Annotated in this window: 16 protein-coding genes; 3 read left to right on the top strand and 13 right to left on the bottom strand. The window is 71.3% G+C overall.

The genetic code is table 11. From position 1 onward, the window contains the following. The first annotated feature begins 23 nt into the window (after positions 1 to 23). On the top strand, positions 24 to 1,529 hold the full coding sequence (locus tag ACIBST_RS47640; RefSeq protein ID WP_397180078.1) for a DHA2 family efflux MFS transporter permease subunit: 1,506 nt from the start codon (positions 24 to 26) through the stop codon (positions 1,527 to 1,529). On the opposite strand, the gene ACIBST_RS47645 is transcribed toward ACIBST_RS47640, so the two are convergent. The 10 genes from ACIBST_RS47645 to ACIBST_RS47690 form a co-directional block, all read right to left on the bottom strand. Beyond that, the gene (locus tag ACIBST_RS47645) at positions 1,498 to 2,736 is read right to left on the bottom strand and encodes an MFS transporter (RefSeq protein ID WP_397180079.1); all 1,239 of its coding nucleotides are present in this window, start codon (positions 2,734 to 2,736) and stop codon (positions 1,498 to 1,500) included. The genes ACIBST_RS47640 and ACIBST_RS47645 overlap by 32 nt on opposite strands. A gap of 216 nt (positions 2,737 to 2,952) precedes the next feature. Then, on the bottom strand, positions 2,953 to 3,891 hold the full coding sequence (locus tag ACIBST_RS47650; protein WP_397180080.1) for a serine hydrolase: 939 nt from the start codon (positions 3,889 to 3,891) through the stop codon (positions 2,953 to 2,955). 57 nt (positions 3,892 to 3,948) lie between these two features. Continuing rightward, a complete protein-coding gene (locus ACIBST_RS47655; RefSeq protein WP_397180081.1) occupies positions 3,949 to 4,893 on the bottom strand; it encodes a zinc-binding alcohol dehydrogenase family protein in 945 nt (314 codons plus the stop codon). A gap of 38 nt (positions 4,894 to 4,931) precedes the next feature. Next, complete coding sequence (locus ACIBST_RS47660) at positions 4,932 to 5,825, bottom strand: alpha/beta hydrolase (protein WP_397180082.1); 894 nt, start codon at positions 5,823 to 5,825, stop codon at positions 4,932 to 4,934. Between the two features lie 60 nt (positions 5,826 to 5,885). Next, entirely contained in the window at positions 5,886 to 7,280 is a 1,395-nt protein-coding gene (locus tag ACIBST_RS47665; RefSeq protein ID WP_397180083.1) for an NAD(P)/FAD-dependent oxidoreductase, read from the bottom strand. A gap of 176 nt (positions 7,281 to 7,456) precedes the next feature. Next, complete coding sequence (locus ACIBST_RS47670; protein WP_397180084.1) at positions 7,457 to 8,269, bottom strand: ABC transporter permease; 813 nt, start codon at positions 8,267 to 8,269, stop codon at positions 7,457 to 7,459. Next, positions 8,266 to 9,117 (bottom strand): ABC transporter permease, encoded by an 852-nt coding sequence (locus ACIBST_RS47675; RefSeq protein WP_397180085.1) that lies wholly within the window; start codon positions 9,115 to 9,117, stop codon positions 8,266 to 8,268. The genes ACIBST_RS47670 and ACIBST_RS47675 overlap by 4 nt, the downstream gene beginning before the upstream one ends. A gap of 2 nt (positions 9,118 to 9,119) precedes the next feature. After that, positions 9,120 to 10,313: a spermidine/putrescine ABC transporter substrate-binding protein gene (locus tag ACIBST_RS47680; RefSeq protein WP_397180086.1), complete on the bottom strand. Its 1,194-nt coding sequence runs from the start codon at positions 10,311 to 10,313 to the stop codon at positions 9,120 to 9,122. A gap of 48 nt (positions 10,314 to 10,361) precedes the next feature. After that, entirely contained in the window at positions 10,362 to 11,429 is a 1,068-nt protein-coding gene (locus ACIBST_RS47685; RefSeq protein ID WP_397180087.1) for an ABC transporter ATP-binding protein, read from the bottom strand. Positions 11,430 to 11,444: 15 nt separating this feature from the next. After that, the gene (locus ACIBST_RS47690; protein ID WP_397180088.1) at positions 11,445 to 12,878 is read right to left on the bottom strand and encodes a gamma-aminobutyraldehyde dehydrogenase; all 1,434 of its coding nucleotides are present in this window, start codon (positions 12,876 to 12,878) and stop codon (positions 11,445 to 11,447) included. Positions 12,879 to 13,081: 203 nt separating this feature from the next. On the opposite strand from ACIBST_RS47690, the gene ACIBST_RS47695 reads away from it, so the two are divergent. Then, on the top strand, positions 13,082 to 13,573 hold the full coding sequence (locus ACIBST_RS47695; RefSeq protein ID WP_352322709.1) for an Lrp/AsnC family transcriptional regulator: 492 nt from the start codon (positions 13,082 to 13,084) through the stop codon (positions 13,571 to 13,573). On the opposite strand, the gene ACIBST_RS47700 is transcribed toward ACIBST_RS47695, so the two are convergent. The 3 genes from ACIBST_RS47700 to speB are packed head-to-tail and all read right to left on the bottom strand — an operon-like array spanning position 13,570 to position 16,660. Beyond that, positions 13,570 to 14,226 (bottom strand): cyclase family protein, encoded by a 657-nt coding sequence (locus ACIBST_RS47700; RefSeq protein ID WP_397180118.1) that lies wholly within the window; start codon positions 14,224 to 14,226, stop codon positions 13,570 to 13,572. The genes ACIBST_RS47695 and ACIBST_RS47700 overlap by 4 nt on opposite strands. Continuing rightward, entirely contained in the window at positions 14,226 to 15,731 is a 1,506-nt protein-coding gene (locus tag ACIBST_RS47705; RefSeq protein WP_397180089.1) for a purine-cytosine permease family protein, read from the bottom strand. The genes ACIBST_RS47700 and ACIBST_RS47705 overlap by 1 nt, the downstream gene beginning before the upstream one ends. Then, complete coding sequence (speB, locus tag ACIBST_RS47710) at positions 15,728 to 16,660, bottom strand: agmatinase (RefSeq protein ID WP_397180090.1); 933 nt, start codon at positions 16,658 to 16,660, stop codon at positions 15,728 to 15,730. Before speB ends, ACIBST_RS47705 begins: the two co-directional genes overlap by 4 nt. Before the next feature lie 70 nt (positions 16,661 to 16,730). On the opposite strand from speB, the gene ACIBST_RS47715 reads away from it, so the two are divergent. Further along, entirely contained in the window at positions 16,731 to 18,185 is a 1,455-nt protein-coding gene (locus ACIBST_RS47715) for a PucR family transcriptional regulator (RefSeq protein ID WP_397180091.1), read from the top strand. Positions 18,186 to 18,187 lie beyond the last annotated feature (2 nt).

Here is an 18,187-nt window from a genome sequence, read left to right on the forward strand (position 1 = left end):
CCGCTCTCGCCACCGTAAAGGGCATGACGCGCAAATGGGCCTGTCTGGCCATCGCCTGCCTGGCGACGCTGCTGCTCTCGGTCGATCTCACCGTGCTGCACCTGGCGCTCCCCCGGCTGGTCGCCGACCTCGGGGCGAGCTCGACGCAACTGCTCTGGATCGGCGACATGTACGGGTTCGCCCTGGCCGGGCTCCTCGTCACCATGGGCAACCTCGGGGACCGCGTGGGCCGCAGGCGGCTGCTGCTGATCGGCGCGGCCGGCTTCGGCGCCGCCTCGGTGGTGACCGCCTACGCCCCCAGCCCGGAGCTGCTGATCGCCGCCAGGACGCTGCTGGGCGTGGCCGGCGCGATGATCATGCCGTCCACGCTCTCGATCGTCAGGAACGTCTTCGCCGATCCGCGCGAGCGGACCGCGGCCATCGGGATCTGGAGCGGGATGAGCGCGGCCGGGTTCGCGCTGGGGCCGGTCGTCGGCGGCGTGCTGCTGGACCACTTCTGGTGGGGGTCGGTGTTCCTGATCAACGTGCCGATCATGGCGCTGGTGCTGGTCTGCGGGTTCCTGGTGCTGCCGGAGTCGCGCAACCCCGCCGCCGGGCGGGTGGACGGGCTCAGCGTGGCGCTGTCCTTCGCCGGTGTCGTGACGGCGGTCTACGCGGTCAAGGAGGCCGCCCACCAGGGCCTGGCGCACGCCGACGTGCTGGGGGCGGCCGTGGTGGGCGCGGTGTGCCTGGTGCTGTTCGTCCGGCGGCAGAGCGTGCTGGCCACGCCGCTGATCGACGTGCGGCTGTTCCGGCGGCGGGCCTTCAGCGCGTCCGTGGGCACGAACCTGCTGGCGATCTTCGCGTTGTCGGCCATGAACCTGCTGTTCGCCTGGTACCTGCAGCTCGTCCTGGGGTGGACCCCGCTCCAGGCCGGGCTGGCGCAGCTTCCCGGCGGTCTCAGCGGCGCGGTGGGCGGGGTGCTCGCGGCCCGGCTCATCGGCCGGCTCGGCAGGAACGGCGTGGTCGCGCTCGGCCTGGCGCTGAACGCCGGCGCGTTCGTCCGGTACGCCATGCTCGGCACCGAGCTGGACTATCTCACCCTGCTGCCGGTGATGATGATCGGCGGGCTCGGGGTCGGGCTCACCTTCACCGTGAACAACGACAACATCCTGGCCACCGCCCCCAAGGAACGGGCGGGGGCGGCGGCCGCGGTGTCGGAGACGGCGTTCGAGCTCGGCGGGGCGCTGGGCATCGCGGTGCTCGGCACCGTGCTCAACAGCGTCTACCGCGCGAACCTGCTGGTGCCCGCCGGGGTGCCCGGCGAGGCGGCGCGGGAGTCGATCGCCGGGGCCACCGCCACGGCGGCGGAGCTGCCCCCGCAGGCGGCCGGGGAGCTGATGCGCGCGGCGCGGACGGCGTTCGTGTCGGGGATGCAGGTGACGACGCTGGTCACGGCGGTCCTGCTGACCGTGGTCGCGGTGTTCGCGCTGGCCTGGCTGCGCGGGGTGCCGAAGGTCATCCAGGAAGAGCAGCCGGTCCCTCGGTGAGCGAGGGGGCCTGGCTCCCGGGCCTGTGGGGCAGCGGGCGCAGGCTGCGGACCCTGGCCAGCACGAGCAGCGCGGCCACGCCCGTCGCCGCCGGGGCGACGACGAACGCCAGGGAGGCGCCGAAGTGGTCCACGAGCTGCCCGGCGACCGACGACCCGGCCGCGATGCCGAGGGCGATGCCGCCGTTCAGCCAGGTGAACGCCTCGGTACGGACCTCCGCCGCGACCAGGCCCTCCACCAGGGTGTAGCCGGTGATCACCACGGGGGCGATCACCAGGCCGGCCAGGGCGGCGGCGACGTACATGTGGGGGACGGCCCAGGCGAGCGTGAACGCGCTGGTCGCGACCGCGAGCAGGGCCAGCCCGGCGACCAGCCGGGCGCGGGCGGACGACCGCCAGCGGACCGCGCCGTACAGCAGGCCGCCGAGCATGCTGGCGCCGGAGAAGACGCCGTAGACGGGTCCGGCGGCGGCGGGCGCGTGCAGGGCGGTGGTGAGCGAGGTGACGCCGACCTGGAGGCTGCCGAAGACCGACCCCATGGCCAGGAAGGCGGCGGCCAGCAGCGCCACGCCGCGCCGCCGCAGCACCCCCTTGGAGGCGGCGATCCTGACCGGCACCGGCTCGGGCAGGCCCGTCCGGACGGCGGCGAAGACCACCGTGCCCACCAGGATCAGCACGAGCCCGCCGAGCAGCGCGACCACCGGCGAGTACGCCGTGGACAGCCCCACCAGCAGCACCGGGGCCAGCGTGAACGTCAGCTCGTCGGTGATCGACTCGACCGCGAACGCCGTGTTCAGCCGGCCGGTGCCGCCGAGCCGGTGCGCCCAGCGGGCCCGGACCATCGAGCCGACCTGCGGTCCCGACGCGCCGACGAGGGCGGCCACGGCGACCAGCAGCGCGAGGTGGGCGTGCGCGGCGGCCAGGGCCAGCAGGCCGCCCATGGCCAGGGCGTGCAGGGCCACCTGCGGGAGCAGCACGCGGGCCTGGCCGTACCGGTCGGCCAGGCGGCCCGTCTGGGGGCCGATGAGGGCCTGGAAGACGGCGGAGGCGGCGGAGGTGATCCCGGCCGCGCCGTAGGAGCCGGTGGACCACTGGACCAGCAGCAGGATGCCCATCTGGGTCATCGCGAACGGCACGCGGGCCAGCAGCGCGGGCACGAGGAACCGCCAGGCGCCGGGGGTGGCCAGCACGTCGAGGTAGGACTTCAAGGGTCTCCGTCCAGATCATGACGGAGTCCTCCGCCGGGGGAGCACACCGTCGGAGGTGGGCTTCGACCGGGGTAGATACCGGCGGGTGCCGGCCGCCGAGCGGTCAATCAGTTCACAACAGTCAAACGCGACGAGAGCCGATCCTATTGCAGGAAACGGGCGACTTACTTCATCCCGGCGAGCTCCGGGAGGGCGGAAAGGCCGGGAGGGGTGGGGTCAGGGGCCCGGGTTTCGCGGGCAGGAGCGGATCATCGTCGGCGACAGCTCGTCCAGGCGGGAGCCGATCATCCTGGCCACCCCCTCGATGGTCTCGATGCCCGCCCCCTCCCCCGGCTGCTCGTCGGTCTGCACCGCCAGCAGCAGGTCGCGCCCCGGCCCGACGACGCGGCCGTAGCTGGTCACCGCCCAGGTGTTGTGGATGAACGGGCGTGGCGTCCAGCCGTTCTTCAACGCCACCCGGTCCCCCGGGCGGGCGGCCGCGCTGACGCCCCACGACTGGTCCTTGACCACGCGTCCCATCAGGCCGAGCACGAGGTCGCGGTCCCGGCCGGACAGGCCCTCGCCGCCCTTCACCAGCACCTGGAGCAGGCGGATGCGGTCGGCCGGGCTGGTGTTGGTGCCGCCCCAGAAGACGCCGGGCCCCGGGACGGTCTCGGTCAGGCCCATGCGCCGGTAGAACTCGCCCATCGCGCCGCCGACCCGGCCCCACAACGCGTCGGCGGCGCCGTTGTCGCTCTCGGTGATCATGCGTTCGGCCAGGTCGCGCTCCTCCTCGCCCAGGCCGCCGCGACCCAGCACGAGCGCCGTCAGGATGTCCACCTTGACGCCGCTGGCGGTGACCATGTCGTGCTGGTGCTCGCCGCGGCCCAGGGTGATGCCGCTGTCGAGCTCCAGCATGCTGTAGGCGACCCGTCCGGGGCGTCTGGACAGGTACTGCTCGATGTCGTGCGCAAGCCGGTCGCGGGCCGCCCTCCCCGCCCTCTTGTCCTGAAATTTCAGGACGCATCGGCCGACCGTCACCGGCGCCTTCCGCACGCCGGGCGCCTCGGGCAGCCGTCCGGCCGCGCACCCGGCCACACCTCCGGCCGCGAGCCCCCAGACCGTCACGACGACCGGCCATCTCCACCACACGCGCAGAACCCCCGTGATCGTCACGTCTCGGGGGTTTTGATCACTTTCTGCCCAGTAGCGGCATTGGTCACACCCTGCGCGTCAGGGCAGGAGCACCACCTTTCCGACAGTTCGCCGTCCGGCCAGGTCGGCCACGGCTCGGCCGGCCTCCGCCAGCGGGTACTCGCCGCCCACCAGCGGCCTCAGCCGCCCGGCCGCGGTCAGCGCGAGCAGCTCGCCCAGCGGGGGCCCGACCATCTCCCGCCGCCCCCGCAGCGGATGCAGCCAGAACCCGAGGACGGCGAGGTTGCCCGCGGTGAGCCGCCCGACCTCGACCGGCCCGGCCTGCTCCCCCGAGGACGACCCGTAGCTCACCAGCCGCCCGAAGGGGGCCAGCACGGTCAGCGCCGCGTCGAAGACCGCGCCGCCCACGGCGTCCAGCACGACGTCCACCGGCCGGTCGCCGTTGGCCTCGATGACGCGCTCGGCGTAGCCGTCGGCCGCGCCGTCCACGGCGGCGTCCGCGCCCAGGTCGAGGGCGAGCGAGCGTTTGTCCTCGCTGGAGGCGGTGGCGATCACGCGTCCGGCCCCGAACACCTTGGCGAGCTGCACGGCCAGGCTGCCGACGCCGCCCGCGCCGGAGTGGACGACCACGCTCTCGCCCTCCCTGATCCGCGCCGACGAGCGCAGCAGGTGCCAGGCGGTGAGCCCCTGGACGAGCAGTGCCAGCGCCTCCCCGGCCCGCAGCGAGCCGGGCACCACCACGACGTCCCCCTCATCGAGGACGGCCCTGGAGGCGTAGCCGTTGGCGGTGAAGCCCATCACCCGCCGCCCCCGGGGATCGAGCCCGACGACCTCGCTGCCGGGGATGTGCGGCAGGCGGTCGGGGGCGGAGTAGTGGCCGGAGATCTGCCGCACGTCGGCGAAGTTCAGCCCGGCGGCCTCGACGTCGACCAGCACCTGGCCTGGCCCCACCACCGGATCGGGCACCTCGGCCACTTCGAGCACCTCCGGGCCGCCGAAGCGGGTGAACTGGATGGCACGCATGAATCCCCCATTCCGTGCGATACCCCCCAGCGTAGACGTCAGGCTCGGGAGCCTCCCGGCCGGAGGTGCTCGGCGAGGAAGTCCGCGGTGGCCGCCACGGCCTGCGACACGTACGGCTCGCGGTCGTAGAGGTCGATGTGCTGCTTGGCGTCCACCCAGACGAGCCTCTTGGGCTGGTCGAGCCGTTTGAACGCCTCCTCGGCCCCCTCCGGCGGGCAGAACCTGTCGATCACTCCGTGCACGATCAGGGCGGGCTTCGGCGACAGGAAGTCGGCGCCCATCATGTTGTCCATGGTGATCAGCTCGCGCAGCCCGGCCCGGGTCACCGCGTTCCGCCAGGAGGCGGCGGCGCCGCGCTCGGTGCCGTAGTAGGCGAACGGCTCGTCGCCCGGCATCGCGGCCTCGCCCTCCTCGGCCACGGCGGGCAGGTACTCGACCGGGCCGCCCCGGTCCTGCCGCTCCAGCACGCCGGTGAACCCGGCCAGCGCCGCCTGGTAGTCCATGCCGGACCGCATCGTGTACGGGTTGTTGTAGGCCCCGGCGATGCCCGCGAACGCCCGTACGCGCGGGTCGAAGGCGGCGAACCTCAGCGCGTACCCAGCGCCCAGGCAGATGCCGACCGCGCCGATCAGGTCGCCGTCCACCTCGGGCCGCGACCGCAGCAGCGACACCGCCGCCCGCAGGTCGGCCAGCTTGCCCTGCGGATCCTCGTGCCCGCGCGGCTCGCCGCCGGACTCGCCCCAGTTGCGGTGGTCGAAGGACAGCGTCACGTAGCCGCGCCGGGCCAGCCGCTCGGCGTAGAGGCCGGTGACCTGGTCGCGCACCCCGGTGAACGGCCCGGTGAGCACCAGCCCCGGCCAGGGGCCCGTGCCCTCGGGCGTGCGCAGGTCACCGGTCAGGCGCACGCCGTCGGCGGCGAACTCGACTTTCATGGTGACAAGTGTGCGCCAGGCCCGCGGCGGGCGGGCCCGGCGCCCCCTCGGATCACCGGATCAGGAGTCGAACCCGAGGCCCATCTTGTCGAGCGTGCGCAGCCACAGGTTGCGCCTGCCCTGATGCTGGTCGGCCTGGGCGATCGACCATCGGGTGAACTGGATCACCCCCGACCGGACCGGCTCGGGCGGGAACGGGACCGGCTTCTCCTTGACCATCCGCAGCTCGGTCCGCTCGGTGGCCTCCCCCGACAGCAGGTCCAGCATCACGTTCGCGCCGAACCTGGTGGCCCCGACGCCCATGCCGGTGTAGCCCACGGCGTAGGCCAGCCGGCCGCCGTGCGCCGTGCCGTAGAAGGCGCTGAAGCGGCTGCAGGTGTCGATCACGCCGCCCCAGCGGTGCGTGAAGCGCACCTGGGAGAGCTGCGGGAACGTGGTGGCGAAGTGCTCGGCCAGCTTGACGAAGGTCTCGTCGCGCTGCTCGTACTCCGGCTTGACCAGGCCGCCGTTGTAGTAGACCGCGTCGTAGCCGCCCCACAGGATGCGGTTGTCGTCGGTGAGCCGGTAGTAGTGGAACTGGTTGCCCGAGTCGCCGACGCCCTGCCGGTTGTGCCAGCCCACCTCGGCGAGCTGGGCCGCGCTCAGCGGCTCGGTCATCAGGGCGTAGTCGTACACCGGGACGACGAAGTGCTTGAGCCTGCGCAGCAGGGGCGGGAAGACCCCCGTGCCCAGCGCCACCCGGCGGCCCGTCACCGAACCGTACGGGGTGCGCAGGGTGATCGTCGTGCCGTCGTCGCGCAGCGAACGCACCGGGCTGCGCTCGAAGACCCGTACGCCGAGCCGCAGGCACGCCTCGCGCAACCCCCAGGCCAGCCGCGCCGGGTCCAGCATGGCGCAGCCGCTGCGTTCCCACAGGCCGCCCAGGTAGGTCGGCGAGTTGACCTCGGCCCGCACCTGCCGCTCGTCCATCGGCACGTAGTCGAGGCCGAGTTCGGAGATCAGGTCCAGGTGTTCGCCCAGCGAGTCGAGCTGCCACGGCTCGGTGGCCACGTGCAGCTCTCCGGTGCGCTCGAAGGAGCAGTCGATGCCGTGCCGCTCCAGCGTGCGCTCGATCTCGTCGAGGTTGTCCACGCCCATGCGTTCGAGGCGGCCGATGTCCTCCGGCCACCGTTCCAGGCCGTTGGCCAGGCCATGGGTGAGGGTCGCCATGCAGAACCCGCCGTTGCGGCCGGTCGCCGCCCAGCCGATCCTGCGCCCTTCGAGCAGGACCACGTCCAGCGAAGGGTCTCGTTCCTTGGCCATCAGGGCCGTCCATAGCCCTGAGAAGCCTCCGCCGACGACGACCAGGTCGGCGTCGGTGTTTCCGATGAGCCGCGCGCGCGGCTCGGGTCTGGCCGGGCTGTCCAGCCAGTACGGCTTGCGCTCCGCGTCAGCCAGCGCCTTCAGCGGATCCACAAATCCCACTTCCCTACGAAAGTCTCAGTTGTTCTTTGTTGATTGCGGGATCCAAAAGCATGATGTGATCACGCGCGGGTTCCCCCCGCCGAAATCCGATCTCGCCTCCCTGTTCTTGGTCGGAATACACCAATCCCCCCGCCGGATCGCGGGGGGAAAGACTGTTGGAGCAGATCCTAGGCGCGGCGTCTGGCGGCCACCGCGTTCGCCACGGCGATCAGCACACCGATCCCGAAGATGAGCGTACCCATCACGTTGACCTGCGGTGGAATGCCGGTCTTGACCGCGCCCACGATCCACAGGGGGAAGGTGACGGTCGAGCCGTTGACGAAGCTCGTCACCACGTAGTCGTCGATCGACAGCGCGAAGGAGAGCATCGCGCCCGCCAGCACGCCCGGCATGATCGAGGGCAGCGTCACCTGCCGGAACGTGCCCCAGGCGGTCGCGCCGAGGTCCTTGGCCGCCTCCTCCAGCGACGGGTCGAGCGTGATGACCCGCGCCCTGACCGTCACCACGACGAAGGACAGCGAGAACAGCACGTGCGCGACAATGATCGTCGTGCCGTCGCGCGGCACGTTGCCCGAGACGAACAGCGACAGCAGCGAGGCCCCCATCACCAGCTCCGGCGTGGAGATGGCGGCGAAGACCAGGAAGTTCGTGGCGCCGAGGCCGCGGAAGCGGTGGCGGCCGACGGCCAGGCCCAGCATCGTCCCGATGACGACCGTGATCACGGTGCTGGCCAGGGCGATCACGATGGAGTTGCGCAGCGCCGTGGTCAGGTCGGAGATCTCGAAGAGCTCGCCGTACCACTTGAGGGTGAAGCCCTGCCAGCTCGTGTTCGACTTGCTCTTCTTGTCGTTGAAGCCGAACAGGATCATGACGGCGATCGGCGACGACAGCCACAGGATGATCAGCCAGGTGTAGACGTGCAGCAGGCGGTCGCCGAACCTGCCCCGCGCGCCCCTGCTCATCGCTCGCTCGCCGCTCATCGCGCCGCCGCCTCAAGGACGTTCTCGGTGCCGAGCGCGCGGGCGTAGACGAAGATGCCCATCAGCAGGATCGCCATCAGCGTGAACGACAGCGCCGAGGCGGTCGGGTAGTCGAGGTTGGTCAGGTACTCGGTCTGGATGATGTTGCCGATCATGGTGTTGGCCGTGCCGCCGAGGATCTGCGCGTTGACCGGGTCGGCCGTCGCGGGCACGAACGTCATCAGCACCCCGGCGAAGACGCCGGGCAGCGACAGCGGCAGCACCACCCGGCGGAAGGCCCCGGCGCGGGTGGCGTACAGGTCCTGGGCCGCCTCCACCACCCGCGGGTCCACCCGCTCCAGGGCCACGTAGATCGGCAGGATCATGAACGGCAGGAAGTTGTACGTGAGCCCGCCCACCACGGCCACGGTCGTGGCCAGCACGTGGAAGCCCTCCGGCAGCAGCCCCCAGCCCTTCAGCGTCCCGAACAGGATGCCGTTGTCGGCCAGCAGGAAGTTCCACGAGATCGTCCGCAGCACGAACGAGACGAAGAACGGCAGCAGCAGCAGGAACAGGTACACCGACTTGCGGCTGCCGCCCTTGAAGGCGATCCAGTACGCCACCGGGTACCCGATCACCAGCATGGCCACCGTGGCCAGGCCGCCGTACAGGAGCGAGCGCAGCAGCTGGTCGCTGTACCTGCCGAGCGCGTCGGCGTAGTTGGAGAAGCTGAACGTCATCGCGTAGCCGTCGATGGCGTTGCCCGTCTGGAGCGAGACCGACGCCATCGCCACCATGGGCACGACCAGGAAGATCGCCAGCCACAGCCAGCTCGGCAGGGCGAGCAGGTAGGGGGTGAGCCGTTTCATGGCTAGGCCTGGGTGATCGACTGGAAGATGGAGTTGAACACCTGCTCCTGCTGGGTGGTCAGCTTGGTGTAGGTGCGCAGCTTGGCGTAGTCGGCCTCCGAGGGGAACATGAGCGGGCTGTCCACCATGTCCTCCAGGGCCTTCTTGTCCTCGCCCTTGGCCGTCTTGGCCTTCTCCCGCATGAGGTCCTGCACGGCCGGGACCGGGGTGACGAACTGGATGAACTCGTCCAGTTCGGCGGCCACCGCGGGCTGGTACAGGTAGTCCATGAGGGTGAGCGCGTCCACGGGGTTGGCCGCGCCCTTGGGGATGAGCATGTTGTCGGTCCAGATCGTGCCGCCCTCCGCCGGCACCACGAACTTGACCGGCTCGCCGGCGAGCTGCCGCTGGAAGATGTCGCCCGACCAGGCCATGGTCAGCCAGACGTCGCCCTTGGAGACCGCGTCGATGTAGCTCTGGTCGTAATATTTCCGGACGATTCCTGCGTCGCGCTGCTGCTTGAGCTTCTCCCCGGCCTTCTTCCAGTCGGCCTCGGTCGACTTCTCCGGGTCGACGCCCAGCGCGAACATCCCGAAGTTGCCGATCTCCTGCGCGTCGGCCATCATCCCGACCCGGCCCTTGTACTTGGGGTCGAACAGGGCCTCGATGCTGGTGATGTCGTCCTTGACGTACTTGGTGTTGTACGCGATGCCGGTCACGCCCGAGGAGTAGGGCATCGTGTACTGGTTGCCCGGGTCGTAGGCGCGTTCCTTGTACTTGTCACCGGCGTTGGCCAGGAAGTTCGGCATCCGGCTGTGGTCGAGCGGCACGATGTAGCCGAGCTCGACCATGTGCTGGAGCTGCACGCCGTTGGTCATCACGATGATGTCGTAGCCGAGCGACTGGCCGGCGCGGAGCACGGGGTCGGCCTTGCCGAAGAACTCCGCGTTCTCCTGGATGACCTCCTTGTACTCCACGGAGATCCCGGTCGTCTGGGTGAACTTCTTCAGCGGGGCCTGGTCCTCGGGCATGTACTCGGGCCAGTTGGCGAAGACGAGCTTGCCGTGCTTGCTCTGCTTGGACCAGTAGTCCTGGACGGCGTCGGCCTTCGGAGGGGCGGCCTTCTGGCCCTGGACGCCGCAGGCGGCGAGCGCGAGGCCGGCGGCGGACAGGCCGGTGACGCGGAAGAAGTCGCGGCGGGTGCGGGGCTGGGTCATGCCCCTCAGGAGGGCGGGGGTGATCTGGCGGGGGTTCATGGGGTGCTATCAACTTCCAATCACGTAAGAGTGCTGCGCCTCCCACGACAGCCACACGGAGTCGCCCCGCTCCGCGGTCGCCGTCGCGTCATGCGCGTTCTGCTCGAACACGGTCATCTCGGCCCCGTCGGCGAGCTGCACCGCGTAGCTGTTGGAGGTGCCCAGGTAGACCATCTCCGTGACGGTCCCGGGGACGGCGCTCAGCCCGGGTCCCGGCTCGTCCGCGCAGATCGTGATCTTCTCGGGGCGGACGGTCACCGTCACGTCGCCCTCGTGGTCCGGCACCAGCACCCGGCCGCCGCCGATCGCCAGCACCCCGCCGGCCACCGTCCCGGTGATCAGGTTGGAGGTGCCGATGAACCCCGCGACGAACGCGGTGGCCGGTCGCTCGTAGATCTCCCGCGGGCTCGCGAGCTGCTCGACCAGCCCGTCGTTCATCACGGCGATCCTGTCGCTCATGGTCAGAGCCTCGTTCTGGTCGTGCGTCACGTACACGAACGTGATGCCGACCTCGCGCTGGATGCGCTTGAGCTCGATCTGCATGGCCTGGCGCAGCTTGAGGTCGAGCGCGCCCAGGGGCTCGTCGAGCAGCAGCGCCCGCGGCCGGTTGACCAGCGCGCGGGCCAGCGCCACGCGCTGCTGCTGGCCGCCGGACATCTCGCGCGGCCGGCGCTTCTCCCGGCCGGTCAGGTCGACGATCTCCAGCATCTCGCCGACCCGCCGCCGGATCTCCTCCTGCGGCGTCTTGCGCTGCTTCAGGCCGAACGCCACGTTGTCCCACACGCTCATGTGCGGGAACAGGGCGTAGGACTGGAAGACCATGTTGACGTCGCGCTTGTTCGGCGGGACGTCGGTGACGTCCTTGCCGTGCAGCCTCACGAGCCCTTTGGTGGGCTCCTCGAAGCCGGCGATCATCCTCATGGTCGTGGTCTTGCCGCATCCGGACGGGCCGAGGAGGGAGAAGAACTCCCCCTCGGCGATGTCCAGCGACACACCTTTGACCGCCTGGACGACCTCGCCGTGCGAGAGGTACTCCTTGACGACGTCCTCAAGCTGAATCGCGGATAGCTCGGTCATGTCCAGGGCTCGTCCTTACTCGCCGATGTAGTGCATGACGTGCTTGACCCTGGTGTAGTCGTGCAGACCGAACACCGACAGGTCCTTGCCGTACCCGGAGTGCTTGAAGCCGCCGTGCGGCATCTCCGAGACGAACGGGATGTGCGTGTTGACCCAGACCACGCCGAAGTCGAGGCGGTTCGACATGCGCATGGCGCGGCCGTGGTCGGAGGTCCACACCGAGCTGGACAGGCCGTACTTGACGTCGTTGGCCTTGGCCAGCGCGTCGGCCTCGTCGGTGAACGTCTGGACGGTGATGACGGGGCCGAAGACCTCGTTCTGCACCATCTCGTCGTCCTGGCGCAGGCCGTCCACGACGGTCGGGGCGAAGAAATAGCCCTTGTCGCCGACGCGGTGACCGCCGGTGAGCACCTTGGCGTGGCCGGGGACCCGGTCCAGGAAGCCCTGGACCCTGGCGAGCTGGTTCTCGTTGTTGAGCGGGCCGTAGAGCGCTTCCTCGTTGTCCAGGTCGCCGGTCACGGTCGCGGCGGCGGCCTCGGTCAGCGCGGCCACGAACTCGTCGTGCACGCTCTCCTGGACGAGCACGCGGCAGGCCGCGGTGCAGTCCTGGCCGGCGTTGTAGAGACCGGCGCCGGCGATGTCGGCGGCGGCCTTGGCGAGGTCCTTGACGTCCTCGAAGACCACGACCGGCGCCTTGCCGCCGAGCTCCAGGTGCACCCGCTTGAGGTCGTCGGCGGCGCTCTTGGCGACCGCCATGCCCGCGCCGACGGAGCCGGTGATCGCCACCATGGCGGCGGTCGGGTGGCCCACGACCAGCGCGCCGGTCTCGCGGTCGCCGGTGACGACGTTGAAGACGCCGGGCGGCAGCACCGAGCCGACGATCTCGGCCAGCTTGAGCGTGGAGGCCGGGGTGGTGTCCGACGGCTTGAGGACGATCGTGTTCCCGGCGGCCAGCGCCGGGGCGATCTTCCACACGGCCATCATCATCGGGTAGTTCCAGGGGGTGACCTGGCCGACGACGCCGATGGGCTCGTGCCTGATGACGCTGGTGTGCTCGGCCAGGAACTCCCCGGCCGTGGGGCCCTCCAGGGTGCGCGCGGCGCCGGCGAAGAAGCGGAAGTGGTCGGAGGCGACCGGCGTCTCGTCCTCGGCCATGCGGGCGCGCGGCTTGCCGGTGTTGAGGCACTCGGCCTCGTTGATCTCGTCGGCCCGGGCGTCGATCGCGTCGGCGACCTTGAGCAGCAGGTTCGCCCGCTCACCGGGGGTGGTCCGACCCCACGACTCGAACGCGGCGGCGGCCGCGGCGTAGGCCGCGTCGACGTCCTCGACGCCGGAGACCGGGGCCTGAAGGTAGGCCTGTCCCGTGCAAGGGTCGATGATGTCGGAGAACCGGCCGCTCTGGGCGTCCACGAACTCACCGTTGATGAAGTTCTGCAGACGGGTGGTCAATGCACGACCTCCTCGTTGAGGTGGCTGAGATGCCGCGACTCTTACAGAGCAGATGCATCTGGACAAGGGATTTCGTGGTGAAGATATCAAATTGCTACGAATTCGCTTGACACACCGCCAAGAACTGACAACATGTCGCACCAGGACGGCAATCGAGCGGGAACGCCCCCGTAACGCCGGACCGCTAGGAGGATTCCTCTGACATGACGACGCCGCCCCGCGTACGACGAAACAACGCCAGTTCCGGGCCCGTCGTGCTCGACGATCTCTCCAAGCAGATCATCGAGCAGCTCCAGTCAGACGGGCGCATGCCCTACGCCGCGATCGGCAAGGCCGTCGGGCTCTCCGAGGCCGCGGTCCGTCAGCGCGTCCAGCGGTTGCAGGACGCCGGGGTGATGCAGATCGTCGCGGTCACCGACCCCCTCACCCTCGGCTTCCCCCGCCAGGCGATGATCGGGGTCAACTGCGAGGGCGACCTGGAGTCGGTGGCCGACGAGCTGTCGGCCATCGAGGAGATCGACTACGTGGTGCTCACGGCGGGCTCCTTCGATGTGATCGTCGAGGTGGTCTGCGAGGGCGACGGGCACCTGCTGGAGATCCTCAGCAAGATCCGCGCCATTCCCGCCGTCCGGGCCACGGAGTCGTTCGTGTACCTGAAGCTGCGCAAGCAGTCGTACTCCTGGGGCACGCGCTAACCGATCCGCGCCACGGCCCGCACGGGAGCGCCGTCGGCGCCGTCGAGCCGCAGCGGCATCATCCAGACCTCGATCGGCCGCCCCCGGGCCTGGGCGTCCAGCAGCCGGTCGAGGCCGGTGAGGTTCTCGGCGATCACGGCGTGCGCCCCGCACAGGACGCGGTGGGCCGGGAAGTCGTCGGCCGGCGTCGGGTCGACGCTCAGCGCGTCGATGCCGACCGTGCGCACGCCGCGCCCGACCAGCAGCGTGGCGGCCTCCTCGGTGAGGAAGGGGTGGCCCTGGTAGGACTCGCCGCCCCAGTGGGCCGACCAGCCGGTCGCGACCAGCACGATCGGCGCGTCGCCGCCGGACGGCCAGGCCAGGCCGTCGAGCAGCCCGGCCCCGATCGGCGACCGGGGCGCCAGGCCACGGGCGTCGGCCACCACGGCGGGCCCGGCGAAGCGGGACAGCGGCAGGTCGCCGAGCGGCGGCAGCGCGTCGTCGATGTGGAAGGGGGCGTCGACGTGGGTGCCCGACTGCGAGCCGAGGTGCAGGCCCAGCACGTTGACGCCGTCGCGGGCGACGGTGAGCGCGGGGACGGCCGAGACCTCGGGATCGCCCGGATAGACGGGCATCCCGGTCTCGACGGGCACCGACAGGTCGACGAGTTCCATCACGCCATCGATTCTGCCGCGTCCACGATGGGCAGGATCGGCGTGTCGGCCGAGCGGACCAGGCGCGGGCCCTGCGGGCCGTACACCTCGCGCGGTTCGGGGAAGAGCGCGAGCAGCGCCAGGTAGAGCACGGCCGCGACCGCGAGGCCCAGCGGCAGCGAGACGTCCACGCCGCCGGCCAGGGCGCCCAGCGGCCCGACGAACTGGCCGGGCAGGTTCACGAACGTCAGCGCCACGGCGGCCGCGACCAGCCACGCGGTGAGGCCGCGCCAGTTCCAGCCGTGGGTGAACCAGTACCGGCCGCCGCGCTGGCGCCGGTTGAAGACCTGGAGGGCGTCGGGGTCGTACCAGCCCCTGCGGGTCACGTAGCCGAGCATCATGATCACCATCCAGGGGGCGGTGCAGGTGATGATCAGCGTGGCGAACGTGGAGATGCTGGCCGTCAGGTTGGCCGCGAAGCGCCCGACGAAGATGAACACGATCGACAGGGTGCCGATGAAGACGGTGGCCTGCACCCGGGAGAAGCGCGGGAACACGCTGGAGAAGTCGAGCCCGGTCCCGTACAGGGAGGTGGTGCCGGTGGACATGCCGCCGATCAGCGCGATCAGGCAGACCGGTACGAAGTACCAGGCCGGCGAGATCGCCAGCAGCCCGCCCACGTAGTTGGGCGCGGCCGGGTCGACGTACTCGGCGGCCTTGGCGGCGATGATCGAGGCGGTGGCCAGCCCGAAGAAGAACGGCAGGATGGTGGCGAGCTGCGACAGGAAGGCCGCCGCCATCACGCGGGAGCGCGGGGTCGAGGCCGGGATGTAGCGGGACCAGTCGCCCAGGAAGGCGCCGAAGGACACGGGGTTCGACAGCACGATCAGCGCCGCGCCGATGAACGACGGCCAGAACAGCGGGTCGTCGGCCGCCAGCGTCCCGGGGTAGGACGGGTCGAAGTCCCCGGCGAAGGCGAACAGCCCGAGCACGAACAGCAGCGACGCCGCCGCGACCGCGATCTTGTTGACGAACAGCATGAAGCGGAAGCCGTACACGCAGACCACGAGGACGAGCAGGGCGAAGACGGCGTAGGCCACCCCGTAGGACAGGTCGGTGTCGGGCAGACCGACGAGCCGGTGCGCGCCGCCCACCAGCGCGTCGCCCGACGACCACACCGAGATCGAGAAGAACGCGATGGCGGTCAGCAGCGACAGGAACGAGCCGACGACCCGGCCGTGCACGCCCAGGTGGGCCGAGGAGGAGACGGCGTTGTTGGTGCCGTTGAGCGGACCGAACAGCGACAGCGGGGCCAGGATCAGCGCCCCGACCACCAGGCCGAGCACGGTGGCCGCCAGCCCCTGCCAGAATGACAGGCCGAACAGGATGGGGAAGGCGCCCAGCACGCAGGTGGCGAACGTGTTCGCGCCCCCGAAGGCGACCCGGAACAGGTCGAACGGCCCGGCGGTGCGGTCGGCGTCGGGGATGCGCTCGACGCCGTAGGCCTCGATCTCGGTGATGCTCATGTCTTCTCCTGCATCGCCAGCAGGCTGACGAGGTCGTAGGCCACGTGGGAGGCGGCGACCGAGGTGATCTCGGCGTGGTCGTAGGCGGGGGCCACCTCGACCACGTCGGCCCCGATCAGGCGGCAGCCGGCCAGACCGCGGAGGATCTCCAGCAGCTCCCGGCTGGTGAGCCCGCCGGCCTCCGGCGTGCCGGTGCCGGGGGCGTGGGCGGGGTCGAGCACGTCGATGTCGACGGAGACGTAGAGCGGGCGGTCGCCGACGCGCTGCCGCAGCACGTCGATGACCTCGTCCAGGCCGCGGCGGAGCACGTCGGCGGCGGTCAGGATGCCGAACCCGAGCCGCCGGTCGTCCTCCAGGTCCTTTTTGCCGTACAGGGGGCCGCGGATGCCGACGTGGCTCAGCGCCTCGGTGTCGAGCAGGCCCTCCTCGACCGCCCGGCGGAAGGGGGTGCCGTGGGTGTACTCGGCGCCGAAGTAGGTGTCCCAGGTGTCGAGGTGCGCGTCGAAGTGCAGCAGCGCCACCGGGCCGTGCTTCCTGGCCGCCGAGCGCAGCAGCGGCAGCGCGATCGTGTGGTCGCCGCCGATGGTGACCAGCCGGGCGTCCAGCTCGTCGGCCGCGGCCTCGATGGCCTCGACGGCCTGGCCGATGTCGAACGGGTTCGCCGCGATGTCACCGGCGTCGGCGACCTGGACGCGCTCGAACGGCGAGACGTCCAGCCCCGGATGGTAGGGCCGCAGCAACCGGCTGGCCTCCCGTACGGCGGCGGGGCCGAACCGGGCGCCCGGACGGTAGGACACGCCCGCGTCGAAGGGCACGCCCACGACGGCCACGTCCGCCCGCTCGACCTGGTCGAGCCGGGGCAGCCGGGCGAAGGTGGCGGGCCCGGCGAAACGCGGGACCCGAGAGGAGTCGACGGGACCGATGTGCATGCTCGTCAGTGTTCGTCACGCTTCTGACCTGCGGCAATTGTTACTCCCACAAAGTAATACGGTGTGTGTTGTGGCTGACCACAAGCTGACGGTCGAAGACCTTCTCCGCTCCCCCGCCCTCCAGCTCCGCGTGCTGGCCGGCGAGGCCGGGCTGTCCCGCTCGGTCTCGTGGGCGCACGTCAGCGAGCTGGCCGACCCGACGCCCTGGCTGCTCGGCGCCGAGGTCATCATGACGACCGGTCTTGGCCTGCCGCGCTCGGCCGCCCGGCAGCGCGCCTACCTCGAACGCCTCGACGACGCGGGGGTCTCGGCGCTGGCCCTGTCGGCCCAGTTGCACGTCCCGCCGCTGCACCAGGCGTTCTTCCAGGCCGCCGAGGAGCGCGGCATGCCGGTGCTGGAGGTGCCGCTCGCGGTGCCGTTCATCGCCGTCTCGCAGGAGGTCGCGGCGGCGCTCCAGGAGGACGCCAGCCACCGGCTGGGCGCCCAGCTCCAGGTGTTCGGCGCGTTGCGCTGGCTGGCCGCCGAAGACCTCGACACCGTCACCCTGTTCAAGCGCCTGGAACGCCTGTCCGGCTACGACGTCTATCTGTGCACCCCGCAGGGCCGGCCGTTGCTGCCCGGCGTGCCGGTGCCGGCGCTCGACGTCCTGCCCGCCGAGCCCGACGCGCCGCCCACGATCCCGGGCGGCTTCGCGCTGCCGGTGCCGGCGCCCGGCGGCCCCGCCGGGTTCCTGGTGGCCTTCGAGCGGGAGGGCGCGCGGCCCGCCGGGCTGGCCGTCGTCCAGCACATCGCCACCGTGGCCGCCCTCCAGGTCGCCATGGCCAGGCACGAGCGCGAGACCCTGCGCAGAGAGGGCGCCGAGACGCTGGCCGAGCTGCTCCAGGACGTGCTCGACCCGCCCGCGGCCCGGCGCCGGCTGGCCAGGATGGGCCTGCCCCTGGAGACCGGGTCGGTGCTGCTCGTCGTCCGGCACGCGCCCGACGACGCGCTGCGCCGGGCGGTGGGCGAGCTGCCCCACCTGCTGCTGCGGCGCGGCGACGACCACTACCTGCTGGGGCCGCCCGAGCTGGGGCCGGCGGTGGCCGCCGTGCCCGGGGTCAGCGCGGGCGTGAGCCGGCCGTTCCCGCCGGGCGAGTCGTTGCGGGTCGCCCAGCGCGAGGCCGTGTGGGCGGCCGCGCACGCCGCCGAGTCGGGCAAGGCGCTGGTCCACTACGGCGACGACACGACCGGCCGCTGGCTGCCCGACGACCCCTCGACGCTGTCGGCCCTGGTCGACCACGTGCTGGGCGAGGTGCTGGCCTACGACGAGGCCCACGACTCGCGGCTGCTGCTGTCGGTGCGCACCTGGATGGAGCGCAACCGCCACGTCGAGGACGCGGCGGCGGCGCTGCACGTCCACCCCAACACGCTGGCCTACCGGCTGCGCCGGTTCGCCGCGCTGAGCGGGCGCGACCTGTCGTCCAGCGCGGCGTTCGCGGAGGTCTGGCTGGCGGTGCGCGCGGCCCGTCAGCTCGGCCTGTGTTAGGG

The organism is Nonomuraea sp. NPDC049684 (genome assembly GCF_044465345.1).
In the GTDB taxonomy this organism is placed as follows: domain Bacteria; phylum Actinomycetota; class Actinomycetes; order Streptosporangiales; family Streptosporangiaceae; genus Nonomuraea.

What these genes read in the sequence shown, in the direction of transcription:
- ACIBST_RS47640 (WP_397180078.1), top strand. Translation starts at nt 24, where the DNA reads ATGACGCGCAAATGGGCCTGTCTGGCCATCGCCTGCCTGGCGACGCTG.
- ACIBST_RS47655 (WP_397180081.1), bottom strand. Translation starts at nt 4,893, where the DNA reads ATGCGTGCCATCCAGTTCACCCGCTTCGGCGGCCCGGAGGTGCTCGAA.
- ACIBST_RS47660 (WP_397180082.1), bottom strand. Translation starts at nt 5,825, where the DNA reads ATGAAAGTCGAGTTCGCCGCCGACGGCGTGCGCCTGACCGGTGACCTG.
- ACIBST_RS47670 (WP_397180084.1), bottom strand. Translation starts at nt 8,269, where the DNA reads ATGAGCGGCGAGCGAGCGATGAGCAGGGGCGCGCGGGGCAGGTTCGGC.
- ACIBST_RS47675 (WP_397180085.1), bottom strand. Translation starts at nt 9,117, where the DNA reads ATGAAACGGCTCACCCCCTACCTGCTCGCCCTGCCGAGCTGGCTGTGG.
- ACIBST_RS47680 (WP_397180086.1), bottom strand. Translation starts at nt 10,313, where the DNA reads ATGACCCAGCCCCGCACCCGCCGCGACTTCTTCCGCGTCACCGGCCTG.
- ACIBST_RS47685 (WP_397180087.1), bottom strand. Translation starts at nt 11,429, where the DNA reads ATGACCGAGCTATCCGCGATTCAGCTTGAGGACGTCGTCAAGGAGTAC.
- ACIBST_RS47695 (WP_352322709.1), top strand. Translation starts at nt 13,082, where the DNA reads ATGACGACGCCGCCCCGCGTACGACGAAACAACGCCAGTTCCGGGCCC.
- ACIBST_RS47700 (WP_397180118.1), bottom strand. Translation starts at nt 14,226, where the DNA reads ATGGAACTCGTCGACCTGTCGGTGCCCGTCGAGACCGGGATGCCCGTC.
- ACIBST_RS47705 (WP_397180089.1), bottom strand. Translation starts at nt 15,731, where the DNA reads ATGAGCATCACCGAGATCGAGGCCTACGGCGTCGAGCGCATCCCCGAC.
- speB (WP_397180090.1), bottom strand. Translation starts at nt 16,660, where the DNA reads ATGCACATCGGTCCCGTCGACTCCTCTCGGGTCCCGCGTTTCGCCGGG.